Source organism: Candidatus Pelagibacter sp. HIMB1509, from assembly GCF_052047855.1.
Lineage (GTDB): Bacteria > Pseudomonadota > Alphaproteobacteria > Pelagibacterales > Pelagibacteraceae > Pelagibacter.
In genome coordinates this window covers 1,258,974-1,274,288 of the sequence record NZ_JBNAIU010000001.1, presented here as the reverse complement: position 1 = coordinate 1,274,288, position 15,315 = coordinate 1,258,974, and the positions used below count along the sequence as shown (strand labels likewise).

15 protein-coding genes are annotated in these 15,315 nt (G+C 34.3%); 1 reads left to right on the top strand and 14 read right to left on the bottom strand.

Annotated elements, in window-relative coordinates:
- Positions 1-14: 14 nt before the first annotated feature.
- The 14 genes from ACTTBO_RS06890 to gcvT all read right to left on the bottom strand — a co-directional run bounded on the left by ACTTBO_RS06890 (position 15) and on the right by gcvT (position 14,196).
- The gene (locus ACTTBO_RS06890) at positions 15-1,322 is read right to left on the bottom strand and encodes an FMN-binding glutamate synthase family protein (RefSeq protein WP_440618152.1); all 1,308 of its coding nucleotides are present in this window, start codon (positions 1,320-1,322) and stop codon (positions 15-17) included.
- Entirely contained in the window at positions 1,323-2,003 is a 681-nt protein-coding gene (locus tag ACTTBO_RS06885) for a protein glxC (protein ID WP_440656961.1), read from the bottom strand.
- 3 nt (positions 2,004-2,006) lie between these two features.
- On the bottom strand, positions 2,007-2,885 hold the full coding sequence (locus ACTTBO_RS06880; protein ID WP_440656959.1) for a class II glutamine amidotransferase: 879 nt from the start codon (positions 2,883-2,885) through the stop codon (positions 2,007-2,009).
- Between the two features lie 13 nt (positions 2,886-2,898).
- Positions 2,899-3,051, bottom strand: a complete 153-nt coding sequence (locus ACTTBO_RS06875) for a hypothetical protein (RefSeq protein ID WP_440653861.1) — start codon at positions 3,049-3,051, stop codon at positions 2,899-2,901.
- 57 nt (positions 3,052-3,108) lie between these two features.
- A complete protein-coding gene (locus ACTTBO_RS06870) occupies positions 3,109-3,339 on the bottom strand; it encodes a hypothetical protein (RefSeq protein ID WP_440656957.1) in 231 nt (76 codons plus the stop codon).
- Positions 3,340-3,350: 11 nt separating this feature from the next.
- Positions 3,351-4,751 (bottom strand): ammonium transporter, encoded by a 1,401-nt coding sequence (locus ACTTBO_RS06865; protein WP_440634357.1) that lies wholly within the window; start codon positions 4,749-4,751, stop codon positions 3,351-3,353.
- 128 nt (positions 4,752-4,879) lie between these two features.
- Positions 4,880-5,293, bottom strand: coding sequence for a hypothetical protein (locus tag ACTTBO_RS06860; protein ID WP_440618158.1), 414 nt, complete (start codon positions 5,291-5,293; stop codon positions 4,880-4,882).
- A gap of 9 nt (positions 5,294-5,302) precedes the next feature.
- The gene (locus tag ACTTBO_RS06855) at positions 5,303-6,706 is read right to left on the bottom strand and encodes an FMN-binding glutamate synthase family protein (protein WP_440656956.1); all 1,404 of its coding nucleotides are present in this window, start codon (positions 6,704-6,706) and stop codon (positions 5,303-5,305) included.
- Positions 6,706-7,560, bottom strand: coding sequence for a GXGXG motif-containing protein (locus ACTTBO_RS06850; protein ID WP_428079748.1), 855 nt, complete (start codon positions 7,558-7,560; stop codon positions 6,706-6,708). The genes ACTTBO_RS06855 and ACTTBO_RS06850 overlap by 1 nt, the downstream gene beginning before the upstream one ends.
- Positions 7,548-8,492, bottom strand: a complete 945-nt coding sequence (locus ACTTBO_RS06845; RefSeq protein WP_440656954.1) for a glutamine amidotransferase — start codon at positions 8,490-8,492, stop codon at positions 7,548-7,550. Before ACTTBO_RS06845 ends, ACTTBO_RS06850 begins: the two co-directional genes overlap by 13 nt.
- A 38-nt stretch (positions 8,493-8,530) precedes the next feature.
- A complete protein-coding gene (locus ACTTBO_RS06840; protein WP_440656953.1) occupies positions 8,531-10,000 on the bottom strand; it encodes a glutamine synthetase family protein in 1,470 nt (489 codons plus the stop codon).
- A 70-nt stretch (positions 10,001-10,070) separates the two neighbouring features.
- Positions 10,071-11,399 carry an NAD(P)/FAD-dependent oxidoreductase gene (locus ACTTBO_RS06835; protein WP_440652229.1) on the bottom strand — a complete coding sequence of 443 codons (1,329 nt, stop codon included), beginning with the start codon at positions 11,397-11,399 and terminating at the stop codon, positions 10,071-10,073.
- Between the two features lie 102 nt (positions 11,400-11,501).
- The gene (locus ACTTBO_RS06830; RefSeq protein WP_440656951.1) at positions 11,502-11,852 is read right to left on the bottom strand and encodes a hypothetical protein; all 351 of its coding nucleotides are present in this window, start codon (positions 11,850-11,852) and stop codon (positions 11,502-11,504) included.
- A gap of 4 nt (positions 11,853-11,856) precedes the next feature.
- On the bottom strand, positions 11,857-14,196 hold the full coding sequence (gene gcvT / locus ACTTBO_RS06825) for a glycine cleavage system aminomethyltransferase GcvT (RefSeq protein ID WP_440656949.1): 2,340 nt from the start codon (positions 14,194-14,196) through the stop codon (positions 11,857-11,859).
- 99 nt (positions 14,197-14,295) lie between these two features.
- Between gcvT and ACTTBO_RS06820 the strand changes: the two genes are divergently transcribed.
- Positions 14,296-15,243, top strand: a complete 948-nt coding sequence (locus ACTTBO_RS06820) for an ABC transporter substrate-binding protein (RefSeq protein ID WP_440656948.1) — start codon at positions 14,296-14,298, stop codon at positions 15,241-15,243.
- The last annotated feature ends 72 nt before the right edge of the window (positions 15,244-15,315 follow it).

Genomic DNA, 15,315 nt, shown 5'->3' with positions numbered 1-15,315 from the left:
AAAGTTGAATTCAATTATTTTTTTCCTGGTATCCAATCTGTACCAGCTAATGGAACTCTTGCCATTGCTGCAGCCTCAACAGTTAGGGCCGCCAAATCCTCAGGTTCTAGGTTTCTTACGTCTGATTTTCCATTAGCTCTTGCCAATGTTTGCAATTCTAAAGTTAAAGTTGTTAAATAATTCTTAATTCTTTTTCCACCTTCTACTGGGTCTAATCTTTTTTCTAATTTAGGATCTTGTGTTGCAACTCCAACCGGACACTTACCTGTATGACAATGGTGACAATATCCAGGTTCAGTTCCTAGTTTTTTATAATCATCAACGTACAATTCTGCATTACAATTTAGAGCCATCATTGCTGCTGATCCTATAGATACAGCGTCAGCACCCAATGCCATTGCTTTTGCGACGTCGGCCCCAGTTCTTATTCCTCCAGATACAATTAATTGAACCTTTCTATGCATATTTAATTCTTTAAGTGCATCAACTGCTTCTCTTAAAGCTCCTAAAGTTGGAATTCCAACGTGTTCTATAAATACATCTTGAGTAGCTGCAGTTCCTCCTTGCATTCCATCTAACACCACTACATCTGCACCAGCTTTTACTGCCAATGTTGTATCGTAATAAGGTCTAGCAGCACCTACTTTAATATAAATTGGTTTTTCCCAATTAGTTATTTCTCTTAATTCTTGAATTTTAATTTCAAGATCATCAGGACCTGTCCAATCAGGGTGCCTACATGCACTTCTTTGATCTATTCCCTCAGGTAAAGTTCTCATACCTGCTACTCTTTTGTTAATCTTTTGTCCAAGAAGCATTCCACCACCTCCTGGTTTAGCACCTTGACCAACAACAACTTCAATAGCATCAGCTTTTCTTAGATCGTCTGGATTCATTCCGTATCTTGATGGTAATAACTGATAAACCAAATATTTTGATGAACCTCTTTCTTCTTTAGTCATACCACCATCACCTGTTGTTGTAGAAGTTCCCATTGCAGAAGCACCTCTTCCAAGAGCTTCCTTCGCATTTGCTCCTAAGGCCCCAAAACTCATTCCAGCAATTGTAATTGGAATGTTTAATTCAATTGGTTTTTTGGCAAATCTATCTCCTAAGACTACTGAGGTATTGCAAGTTTCTCTGTAACCTTCTAATGGATATCTTGACATTGATGCTCCTAAAAAAACTAAATCATCAAAATCTGGAACTTTACGTTTAGCTCCCAAACCTCTTATTTGATAAATTCCTTCATTAGCAGCTCTTTGTATCTCTTTAATGGTTGAGCTTGGAAATGTTTTAAATTCTTTAAGATTTTTTTTCATTTAATAAGATCCAACATTATCAATTTTAAAATTATATAATTTTCTAGCTGATCCGTATCTTTTAAAAGTTTTAGGATCTTCTGAAATATTAAGTTTTTTAAATAGTTTACTTAATTCATCTATATTTTTTTTATCCATTTTCTTTTCAACACAATCTGCACCTAGGCTTTTAACTTTACCTTTTACAAATATTTTAGCTTCATAAATAGAGTCCCCCAGATCAGAATCTGCATCCCCCATGACCACAAGATTTCCTTTTTGCGCCATAAATGCTGACATATGACCAACAGAACCCTTCACAACAATATCAATACCTTTCATTGATATTCCACATCTAGAGCTTGCATCACCTTCAATAACCAATACTCCTCCATGACCTGTTGCACCTGCAGATTGAGATGCATTTCCTTTTACAACAACTTGACCTGACATCATGTTTTCAGCAACGCCAGTTCCTACATTTCCCTCAACTGTAATATTTGCTTTTTGATTCATACCAGCACAGTAATATCCAGTATGTCCTTTAATTTTAATATCTATTTCATCTTTTAATCCTGCACATATAGCATGTTGCCCTTGAGGATTTAAAATTTCAAATTTTCTATTATTTTTTTTTCGATCAATATTTTGTAGATGATTATTAACTTCTCTAAGTGTTTTTTTATTTAAATCAAACTTCATATTTTACCAGTGATAAACCACACCAGGTTTTGGTTCAAAAATTTTAGCTGAGTTTACATTTGGAAGATGAGCCATTGCTTGAAATTCTGATGCCACCGCAACATAATCTTTTGTTTCAGCAACAACTGCTGGCTTGCAAGCGATTTCATCTCTTAACAATGCAAAGCCATTTTTAGTTCCTGCTATAAATGTATAAAAACCATCAAGATCTTTTAAGCTATTTTTTAAAGTTTTTTCTAAATCTTTTCCTTTTGATATTTGATTTGAAATATATCCTGCTGCGACCTCAGTATCATTTTCTGAATTAAAATTTTGACCCTCTTTGATTAGTGATCTTCTTACATTGTTATGGTTTGATAAAGAACCATTGTGCACTAAACATTCATCTTCTGATGTAGAGTAGGGATGAGACCCTTCAGTCGTGATTGCACTTTCAGTTGCCATTCTTGTATGTCCAATTCCATGTGTTCCAGAAAAAGAGGAAAGTTTAAATTTTTTAACTACATCTTTAGGATTTCCAGTTTGCTTAAAAATATTAATACTTTTTCCGTAACCAACCAAAGAAATTTCAGGTATTTTTTCTTTTAGTAAATTTAGAGTTTTAGAGGGTTTCTCTCTTGTTTCTAAAACTACATGATCTGAGTAGTTATTTAATTTTATTCCTTTTAGATATTTGGATATTTTTTTTTTAAATTCGCTGAATTCTAATTTGTTAAGACAAATTGAATATTTATAATTTTTATTATTTTCTTTGGTGTAAATTGCAAATCCTGCACTGTCAGGTCCTCTTGTTGCCATACCATCTAGCATTCCAGATAAAAATTTACCTAAATGTTTTTCGTATTTTTTTGTTTTTAAATAAATTCCAACTATTCCACACATAATTTTCTTAAGATTATTTAAATAAAGATATTAAAAAATCCTTATAGTAGATTAGATTAACCACTACAATAATTATCACAGCAGCTATAACTCCGTATTTCGCCTTAGGAAAAGCTACCCCTCTCATTTTAGAGGGTCTTAATTCTTCATTATTTTGATCTGTCATAATTTTTTCCAAAAAAAAAGGCGCCACAAATTATGTGACGCCTTCTTTTAATTTTAATTACCAATCAGTAATATTGCTTTTATGGTCGTTAGCACCATGTTTCTTTTTAGCTAATCTTGAAAGTTCATCACTCTCAGATTTAGCTGTTAAAATGTGCCAACCAATCCATAAGATTACAGCAATGATTACTAGTATTCCTTCACTAGATCCAGCACCAGGGTAAACAGCACCAACCACTTCTTCAGCTGGCTTGTTAAGGTGATCTATCCAGTTTGTTACTGTAGCCATATATTTCTCCTTTACCTGGTTGCAGATGAAACTGCTTTTTCGTCTTCTTTAGCAGCCTCCATCATTTCATAATCTAGTCCAGCTATTTCTACCTCACGAGGGATTCTTAATTTACCCATACCGTGAAGTACTTTAGCTATGACATAGCCTGGTATCAGTCCAAGAACAACAAACATAATTATTGCTCCGATGAACTGTCCTACAGGATTGATTGTTGCATAAGTAGTTCCATCCCACATAGCACCCACACTGTAACCAGATGAAGGGTAACCCCATAAAACAAAACCACAAATTATTAGACCAACAACTCCTGCATAACCGTGAACTGCTACTGCACCAACTGCATCATCGATTTTGAACTTACGTTCAACCCAGTAATGTAGTTTGTATGCAATCACAACACCGATCATACCAATGATCATTGATTGAATTGGATGATATAAGTCATTTCCAGCTGAAGCACAGATAACACCTGCTAGTCCACTAGAGTATGTCCAGAAAGGATCACCTTTAGCAATCCAATAACCAGCCAATAATCCTCCTGATAACGACATCAAGAAGTTAAAGGTAATACCACTAAGTGTTGTAGGAGTTACATATATGTTTGTAGCTGTCCAATAAGATATACCTTCCATTCCATATTCTGGACCTAAGTCAAAAATTGGAATGTTACATGCAGCATAAAATCCCCAGAAACCAGTATAAATTAAAAATAATCCAACTGTTACTAGCCAAGGATTTCTAGGCCCAATGTTTCTTGGCTCACCACTTGATGAGAATTTTCCAATTCTAGGACCCAAAACCATAAGAACACCTAAAGCAAATCCACCTGCTATTGCGTGAATTACTCCTGATGCATATGCATCATGGTATCCTAAAAGTTTTAACATCCATCCATCAAAGTGCCATCCCCAAGCAGCATCAATTGTCCAAAATACAGATCCAATTGCAATTGCTAAAATACCAAATGCAAATGTTGTAATTCTTTCAATGATTGCTCCCGAAACGATAGAAGCAGCTGTCCAAGAGAAAAGTAGGAATGCAGCCCAGAAGACACCAGAAATGTGATCTCCTAGATTGATTGCCATAAGTTCACTTGTAGCTGTATACCAAGTAGCACTAAACGCAGACTCGTCTGTGATTAGTGCAGTACTCTCATTCATTATTGAAGGTGCTAATCCAGGTCCTGTTGGAAAAGCCCAGTAAATCCACCAACCAAATAAAAACCAAGTTACTGTCACCAAAGGTATCAGCATTGTGTTTTTCATAAGAGTATGTTGATGGTGTTTGTATCGAGAAGCTCCAACTTCATACATACAGAATCCGACGTGAATTAAAAACATCAGCACTACTGTCACCCAGTAGTAGAATTCTGTAAATATGGTTGTAAGAGCAGCTAACTGATCAGTCATTATTCTCTCCCCATATTAGTTTTAAGAATCATATAAAATTTTATGTTTCGATACAAATATAAAGAGCATAAAAAAACCTAGTTATTAAACTAGGTTTTTTTATAATAAATCAACTTTTGATTGTAGTATTAAAACTTTAAATAAGCTTTTTTCAAATCAACAAGAGGGTGTTTTGGAGACATTTGAAACTTAACTAAAAGCTCTCTTGCAATCATGTCTCTGTCTTGTTGATTGTTAGGAAGTTTAATTGATTTTGGAATTGTTACCCATCCATTTGCGTTTCTACAAAACACAGCAGGTCTTCCTTCTTCGTAACCCATGTGTACATCTTCCAACCAATTTAAATCATCCCATCCCATTGCCTCAATATATTTTTTTAAGAATGGAGTTATTTTTTTATAATCAGGCAACAGGTTAACGTCATATCTATAACCAATCGACTGGCCTATCATTTTTTCTCTAGCAGTTTGTTTTTTTTCTCCAAACTTAACTTTTGAAACTTTAGCTTTTGATTTAGTTTTTTTAGTTTTCTTTTTAGCCATCGTTACCTCTTATATTTTATGATAGTTATCAACACCAACAGTGTAGTTTGTACCTGCTAGTGGAACTTTCGCTAATGCAGAAGCTTCTGTTGTTAATGCAGCCAAATCTTCTGGTTCTAACGAATGAATATTCGTCTTACCACAAGCTCTAGCTAATAATTGAGCTTCTAAAGTCATTGAGTGCAGATAGTTATATACTCTCAAAGCAGCATCATCAGGATTTAATCTTGCTCTTAATTTAGGATCTTGTGTAGCAACACCAACTGGACATCTTCCAGTATGGCAGTGATAACACTCTCCAGCTTTTACACCCATTTCTTTTTCGAAATCAGCTTCTGGAATATCTTTATTACAATTAAGTGCAATCATTGAACCAGTACCAATTGCAATTGCATCAGCACCAAGTGCTAAAGCTTTAGCCATATCAGCACCATCTCTTATTCCACCTGCATAAATTAATGTTACTTTTCCAGTTTTACCCACATCATCAATTGCTCTTCTTGCTTCTCTAATAGCAGCAATTCCTGGAATTCCAGTGTTTGCAGCAGCAATGTGAGGTCCTGCTCCAGTAGATCCTTCCATGCCATCTAGATAAATAGAGTCTGGATCACATTTTGCAGCCATACGCACATCATCATAAACTTTAGATGCGCCAAGTTTTAACTGAATTGGAACTTTATTTTTAGTTAATTGTCTTAACTCTTCAACTTTTAGAGCTAAATCATCTGGACCTAACCAGTCAGGGTGTCTTGCAGGTGATCTTTGGTCAATACCTGATGGTAGTGATCTCATCTCAGCAACTTGGTCAGTTACTTTTTGACCCATTAAGTGTCCACCCATACCAACTTTTTGCCCTTGTCCAATAAATACTTCAATTCCATCTGCTAATTGAGCATGATGTGGATTGAAACCATATCTTGATTGAATACATTGGTAATACCATTTCTCTGAATATCTTCTTTCATCTGGAATCATTCCACCTTCACCTGAACAAGTAGCGCTTCCTGCCATAGTAGCTCCTCTTGCTAAAGCTGTTTTTGCTTCATATGAAAGTGCACCAAAACTCATTCCTGTAATGTAAACAGGTATATCTAATTCAATTGGGTTTTCACATCTTGGACCAATTACAGTTTTAGTTTCACACTTTTCTCTATAACCTTCAATTACAAATCTTGTAAGTGTTCCAGGTAAAAATACCAAATCATCGAATGTTGGAATTTTTTTCATTAATGCCATTCCACGCATTCTGTATCTTCCTAGTTGAGATTTAATATGAATGTCGTCTATAACTTCAGGAGTAAAAATAGCATTATGTCCTAGTAGACTTTTATTTCTTTTTCCTTCTTCATGTACATGGACATCAGCTTTTCCACCAACGCCTTTACTATTCTTTTTACTTTTTTTCTTAGGCATTAAATTGCTCCCTTCTTCTCTGTAGGTTCTAAATTATCGTAATTCCAAAGTTTTTTACCAGCTACAATTTTTTTCATTTTACTTACATCAAAATTTTCACCAATTTCTGCAACTTTTAATTTTCTTTTTAACCAATCTTGGTCACTATCTGTTAGTTCAGCGTCTACTGCATCACTTCCGTAAGATCCAATTTCACCACCAACAAAAATAGTTCCATCGTACATAGAGTCTCCTAAATTAATTCCAACATTACCAAGAATTATTATTCTTCCTCTCTGCATCATAAAACCAGTAAATGCACCAGCATCTCCACCAATAATGATAGTTCCACCTTTCATATCAATACCAGTTCTAGCACCAACGCTACCTTTGCAGATTAAATCTCCACCTCTGATAGCCGCACCAAAACAAGATCCAGCATTTTTTTCAATTACAACTTTACCAGCCATTAAGTTTTCAGCGCATGACCATCCAACTCTTCCGTTAATTCTAACGATTGGACCATCGCATGAACCCATTCCAAAGTATCCTAAACTTCCTTCAAAAATTAAATTAAGTTTATTTAAAATACCAACACCTAAGCTATGTTTTCCCTGAGGGTTTTTGATTACAATTGTTCCGTAACCTTGGCTCATTAAATTATCAATTTCCTTATTAGCTTCTGGAGCCGTCATATCTTTTACATCAAGCTCAGTTCTTTTATTAAAATCTACATCGTATGTTCCAAAATAATAAAAGTTTTCAGCCTCATCAGGATTAAAGAATTTTTGTTGAGTTCTTCCTGTTAAAACCTCAGTATGCATACCCATTGATTGGGCTTTAGATTTTTTTGATACAGTTTTTAGATTTGCCATACTTTTACCTCCCCATCAAATGGATCATATGTGTCTATTTCTTGTGGTAACACAGATCTAATAGCTATTTCTTCTGATCCCATTGCAACTAAATCATCTGACTCATATAGAACTAAAGGTTTTGCAGCCATAGTATCTTTTGCCATACCTAAAGAGTCTTTTGTCGCTACAAAGTAAGTAAACACTCCATCTAAACCAGTTAAGCTTTCTTTCATGCCTTCTTCTAAAGTTGCACCATCTCTCATTTTTTCTGCAAGATAAACTGCGATTAATTCTGAGTCACACTCAGACATAAATCTCATGCCTTTATTTTCCAACACTCTTCTGTTGTTCCAATAGTTTGTCAACTGACCATTGTGAACTACAGAAACGTCACTGAAAGGATAACCCCAGAAAGGGTGGGCAGATTTGATATCAACACCAGACTCAGTTGCCATTCTAGCATGACCTATTGCATGAGTTCCAACAACTTTATCTAGACTATATCTATCACAAACCATTTTCGCGTTACCTAAATCTTTAATAACTTCTAATGATTTACCCATAGATAAAATCTCTACACCTGGAATGCTTTCTATTCTTTGAGAAAAATCTAACAAATCTTTTGCATTGTAGTCAATTTCATATCTTAAAGAGTAGGGAAGTGTTCTTTCTTCTTTAACAACTTTAGCTCCCATTTCAGCTAAAGTTTGATCTACAACTTTTTTTCTTTCATCATATACAGAAACATCTTCCATAATTGATGAACTTCCTTCTCCTACGTTCTCACCAACTTTAAAACGCATGATGAAATTTTTGCCATCTGTATCTCCATACAAAGCATATCCAGTTGAGTCTTCACCTCTATGTTTTAACGCTTGAAGCATTCCTTGTAATTCGCTTCCAACATTTGAGGATTTTCCTCTATGAATTAATCCTGCTATCCCACACATATCCTTTATACCTTTCTATCTTTCTATTAATTAACGACCTACGGTAAGCAATCAAGATAAGTATCTAGATCCCATTGAGTTGTAGCACCCAAGAATCTTTCCCACTCATCATTTTTGTACCAATGGAAAACTTTATACATTTCATCTGGCATTGCAGATTTAATTACTTCATCCTCTGCAAGTCTAGCCAAAGCTTCACCAAGACTTAATGGAAGTTTTTTAACATCTTTACCAGCCTTTTGAGCTTCGTAAATATTTCTAGATTCAGGAGCAGCTGGTTTTAATTTTTTACTAATTCCATGATCACATGCTTTTAGTAACGCTGCACCTAATAAGTATGGATTGTGCATAGAGTCTACTGATCGGTATTCAAATCTACCTGGTGCAGAAACTCTTAATCCACATGTTCTATTTTGGTATCCCCAGTCAGCATAAACCGGTGCCCAGAAACCTTGATCCCATAATCTTCTATAAGAGTTAACTGTAGAAGATCCTAATGCTGTTAGTGCTGGTAAGTGTTCCATGATACCTGCAATTGATTGTAAACCAATTTTACCTGGTAACTGCATATCTTTAGTATCAGGCATAAAAGTATTTGTTCCACCTTCAACGTAACTAAATACTTCTTCAACACCTGGAAGTTTTTTGTTTCCAAGTTTGTTTACTTTAACTTTTCCACCTTTCCATAGAGACATATTTGTATGACATCCACTTGCAGAAACTCCCATGAAAGGTTTAGTCATAAAGCAAGCTATCAAGTTATGTTCTCTTGCAACTTGAGCACAAATTTGTCTGTATGTTGATAATCTATCTGCGTTTCTTAAAACGTTATCATAAGTCCAGTTTAATTCTAATTGACCTGGTGCATCTTCGTGGTCTCCTTGAATCATATCAAGTCCCATCGCTTTTGCGTATTCAATTACCTTCATAAATACAGGTCTCAACGACTCAAATTGATCAATGTGATAACAGAATGGCTTAGAAAAACCTTTACCAGTAGGGGTTCCATCTTCATTTTTTGTTAACCACATCATTTCAGGCTCAGTACCAACTCTTAATTCTAGACCATGTTTTTTCTTAAATTCATCCATGAAAATTCTTAGATTTCCTCTGCAGTCTGAAGTTAAGTGACCGCCTGGATTTTGTCTTTCTTCCCTATTTCTAAAACATGTTACAAAAACTCTTCCAACTCTTTTGTCCCAAGGTAATTGTACAAAAGTATCTGGATCAGGTATTCCAACAAGCTCCATAGCTTCTGGACCATAACCAATGTAGTTGTTGTGACGATCTAAAAATAAGTTTGCAGTTGCTCCGTAAACTAATTGAAAACCTTTTTCTGCTGTTCTTTCCCAGTGATCTGCAGGTATACCTTTACCTACAACTCTTCCTGTTACAGAAATAAATTGATAATAAATATAAGTTATTCCAAGTTCGTTAATTTTTTCTCGAACTTTTTTTACTAGTTTAGCTCTACCTGGCTGGTTAACATGTTTTTCTAGATCCGTCATTTTCACCCCTCAATGAATTATTAATTATTCAAGCGTAGCTGAAAACTTTATTTGTGTCTAGGCTTAGAGTTTAACTCCAAGGGAACGGACTGTTAGAAGTCGGATGAAGTTCACCCTTCTCGTAACGGTTGAATCTAAACGGCTTCAATAAATCACTTTCAGTACCAAGAATTTCTTTTGCAACAAGTTCACCAACACCAATCATTTTATATCCGTGATTAGCATCAGCAATCATGTAAACGTTTTCAAAAAATCTATCGAAGATAGGAAATGAGTCAGGTGTCATACATCCCAAACCACCCGATGGTCCTTTTCTGTATAAATCTGATTTTCCTTCAAATCTTTTTTGGCAGTGCGCAAGTGCTGAACACCACATTTCACTAAAAGCGTCTGTTGTTTGATACTCTGGAGACTCAATTCCATAAGGATCAACGTTTACTTCATCAAAATGTTTTTTAACAATGTAAGGAGAAGTTCCACCTTGTACACCTAAACCTTCAATATCAGGTTTATAATAAATTCCCCAAATTTTATCTGTTAATAATTTTTTTGTTTTGTCAGAGTATAAAGGTGCTGTTGAGTCAACGTGAACTACAGGCGGTTGTTTACCGTCATTTGTTTTTAAGAAATCTGGTTCAACACCGATAACTCCTTCTTGAAGCATCCAGTAAGTCCACATATCAGTTTCATGCATCTTACCATCTTTACCTTTTATGTGAGCTGTCTTTGGTAACTCTAGCATATTCCAAAAATCTCTTGCCCATGGTCCTGCACCAACAACTACTTGTTCACACTCAATAGTTCCTTTGTCAGTTTCAACACCAGTTACTGCTTGACTGTTACTTCCTTTTTTAAAACCAGTCACTCTTACACCTTTCATAACTTGGACACCATTAGATGTAGATTTGTTCTCTAGGGCTTTAATTGAATCTTTATTAAAAGCGTATCCACCTTTTTTCTCATGAAGTACAGAAGTGATACCTTGAGCTTGCCAATCATCAAAAATTCCCTTCATGTAATTTGTGCAATCTTTTTCTCCTTCAATAAAAACTGACTCGTATCCAATTGCTTTTTGTTGCTCATAAATACTTGCAACATCTTCATGCATTACCTCTGGAGATATTTGCAAGTATCCAACTGGATTATATTTGAATGCTTTAGGATCACTTTCCCACACTGAAACTGAATGAGCCATTAATTCTCTCATTGCTGGCTGAAAATAATTATTTCTGACAACTCCACATGCAATTCCACTTGCACCAGCAGCTGTATCTTTTTTTTCTAATACAACTATGTCACCAGGATTTTTGTAAGTTTCTGAAAGTTTCCATGCAGTACTTAAACCGTGTATACCACCACCGATTATCACTACTTTTGCTTTTGAAGGTAATGTCGTCATATCAAAACATTATTTTTTGATAATGGTAATTAATATGATTATTTATAGAAGTAAAAATTATATATAAAAATTAGATACTTTTTATATCAATCAAAAAATTAATTAATAACTGATGTTTTTTAATGTTTCTAAGTAGTCATTAAATTCTTTAATAAATGACTCACTTGGGACTATGTTTTTAATTCGCTGATCAGTTGAAGTTTTTTCTAGTTTAAAGAATCCTTTTTCACAAGCTTCAGTAATTATTAGTGCAGATTTTGGTCTAGATGTTTTAAATAATTTTGTTTTTAATTCCTCGACAGATAATTTCGAGCCCTCTTTAAATGCAGACATAACTAATAACATCATGTGATAGTGAGAAGGAGACTTTCTAAAAAAATAATTACTAGAAGTATGAGATTGTTTCATTTGTTCTTCCCAAAAATCTAAAAGGGTCTTTTTTTCTTTTGGCATTTTTTTAAGATCTTACTCTAGACTTAGTTGGATCGTAGAATGGAAAGCCAACAACTTTTGCACCAATTCTTTTTTGGTGACCATCAATTTTTCCAACTTCAACTTCAGTTCCAATTTCTGAATATTGAGCATCAATTCTACAAAGAGCTACATTTTTATTTAGAGTTGATGATAGACATCCACTTGTAACAACACCTACTTGAGCTCTTCCAATATGAACACAATCACCGTGCCCAGCAATTTCTTTTCCAATTAATTCTAAGCCAACTAATTTTTTTTGTGGATTATTTTTTCTTTTAATTAATTCTTCTTTACCTATGAAGTCTTCTTCTTTAGTTTTCAAAGGAACCGCAAATCCAATTCCTGCTTCAAAGGGATCTTGTTGACCATCAAATTCATTTCCAAATAAAATTAATCCAGCTTCTATTCTAAGTTTATCTAAAGCTGCAAAACCAGCAGGAATTAAACCATCATCTTTTCCTGCTTCCATTAATTTATCCCAAACTTCAGGAGCATGATTTGGATGACACCATACTTCATAACCAAGTTCACCTGTATAACCTGTTCTAGAAACGATTAGCGGAATACCTTGTAATTCTTCAATTCTACAAATTGTAAATCTAAACCAACCAAGTTCATCAATAGATGGTTGAGTGGGTGGTGTAAAAATTATCTTTTTTAAAATTTCTCTACTTTTTGGACCTTGTATAGAAACATTACTGATTTGGTCTGTTGAATTTTTAACATTTGCATTAAAATTTTTTTTCTTCACTATTTCTTTTAACCATTCTCCAGCATACTCATCACCACATATCCATCTAAATCCTGTTTCGCTTAATCTTAACAACGTTCCATCATCAAACATCATTCCATTTTCATAACACATTGCAGAATAGACAACTTGGCCAACTGATAATTTTTTGATGTTTCTTGTAAGTGTGTAGTTTAATAATTCCTCAGCATCTGGACCTATTATTTCAAATTTTCTAAGTGAAGATAAATCAATTAATACCGCATCGTTTCTACAGGCATTATATTCATTTACTATTCCGTGTTTTGTATAATCATTTGGAAGCCAAAAACCTCTTGCATCAACAAAATTTCTAGTAAGTTGAGATGTACGTTCGTGGAAACCTGAATTTCTAGTTAATTTTTTTTCTGAATCTGTTTTCATTCGAAAAGCAAATGACTTTCTAAATTCTTTATTTTTGTCATAAGTTCTAACAAAAATTTCAGTAGGATTCCATGAATTACAAGCATCAATATCGCTAGGACAAGCTGTGGTACCAATTGTTAAATCTTTTAATGCTCTAAACATGACATAGTCACCTGGTCTAGAATAAGATTCATCTGATATTACAGAATTTAATCCAGCAGCAGATGTATTAAAAAATAGATTAATTGCATGCCATCCTTTTTGTTTTTGCACTCCATATTTTGACATGCTTTCAGTTAAATTATCTGAGCAATTAGGGTGACCAAAGTAACCTGCATCTTCATAATATTTTGAAGTACATGCAAGATTAAAAGTATCATGTTTACCAACGGTATCTCTTATTACTTCTACTAAGGGTTCATGATCAGTATCATAAAATTTTGAATGCAATCCAGGACCAGGAAAAGTGTTTCCCATAAAAGTTCTAGTTGTTTGCCAATCTAATCCTTTTTCAATCCCTTTTTCTAATTTTTTTGTATCAAATGCTACAAAGTCTGAACATTGTCTTCCAGTTGGACTTATTACTTGAATGTAATCTCCTTCTTTAACTTGGTAAGATGTTGAAGTTTCTTTATCTATGTTTTTTTCATAAAGTGGTTCAAAAACTGGATCAGGTATAACACTTAGCTCTTTATCATTTATAATTTTTGCTCTTTTAATAAATATTGTTAAATCTGTCGGTGGATTTTGTTTGGTAACAACCATATCTTCACCAGGTGCAGCAAAGATTGCATAACATTTATCTTTTGATTTAAGTTTAATCTTTTCTTCAGCTTTTGTATCAAGATCAAAAATTATGGACGATTTAGATTCTTTTATATTTAGGTTTCTCTTTTTTAACTGGTAATTTGTTGCTAAGATTGTTTCATCTTTTCTATTTAAAATATCTCTTATGAAATTTTTTTGACTATTTTCTTTTAAATTTAAAATACTTAATTCTGACTTTCCGTCTTTATTAAAGCAAATTATTTCACAAATTTGATTTCCTTCATTGTTAATTATCTCTATTTCATCATCTGGAAAAATTTGAAAAGCAGTAAGACCTCCTCCGTTAACAATATGACGTTCAACCCCGGGTGGAAGTATATTTAAACCTGGGTTTTTAATATCTTTACTAGTTCCTAGCATATAAATTTTTGGTGAGACTTTATTACATTCAAAATCAGTTGACTATACTAATAAATTTATAGATAGTTGAAGTTATAATTTTTAACAATAGGGGGAAAAATGAAAAAAATCGTTTCATTACTTTCTGCTCTAGTTATTTCTTTAGTAAGTTTTACAGGAATATCTAACGCTGCAGATAGCAAAAAGCCCATCGTAATTCCAACTCATAACTGGTCATCACAAATTGTTATGGCATATGTTATTGGTGGAATATTTGAAAGCATGGGCAACAATGTAAAATATGTAAACGCTGACTCACAAGCAGTTTATGAATCAATTAGAATTGGAGACGTAACAATTTCTCATGAAGTATGGGAGTCTGCATTCGGTAAGTCATTTACTACTGCTTTAGATAAAGGTGGTTTACTTGATTGGGGTGATCATGAGGCTAGAACTCTAGAAGATATGGGTTACCCTAACTGGGTTGCTGACAAAGGTCTATGCCCAGGTCTACCAGATTGGACAGCTTTAAAAAATCCAGACTGTGCTAAAAACTTTACAACACCTGACTCACCAGATGGAAAAGGAAGAATGTTGGAAGGTCCTCAAACTTGGCACGGTGATTTAATTCCGCAAAGGGTTGATGCATTAGGTTTAGGTGATCTTTGGTGGGTTAAATTTGCTGGAAGTGCAGATGCACTTTGGGCTGAGTTAGCAGCAGCTGAAAAAGAAGGAAGAGGAACTATTATCTTTAACTGGACACCTAACTTTACTGATGGTGCTGGTTTTACTTTCATCGACTTTCCACCATATACTGCTGGTTGTAGACCAGAAGATGGAGGAGATGGAAAATGTGGTTCTCCAGATGGTTACTTAAAAAAAGCTGTGCATGAAGATTTTCCAAAAACTCATCCTGCAGCAGCAGCAGCGTTCAAAAAAATGTCATTCTCTACAAGTCAAATTGGTGCAATGGCAGCTTTAGTTGACGTTGACAAAATGACTCACGAAGATGCAGCTAAAAAATGGTTAGCTGATAACGAGTCAGTTTGGAAAGCTTTTACTAACTAGGGATAGATAAAAGTAAAAAATTTAAATCTCCCCCAACTTGTTTGGGGGGGATTTTTTTTTATCTGAATTTAT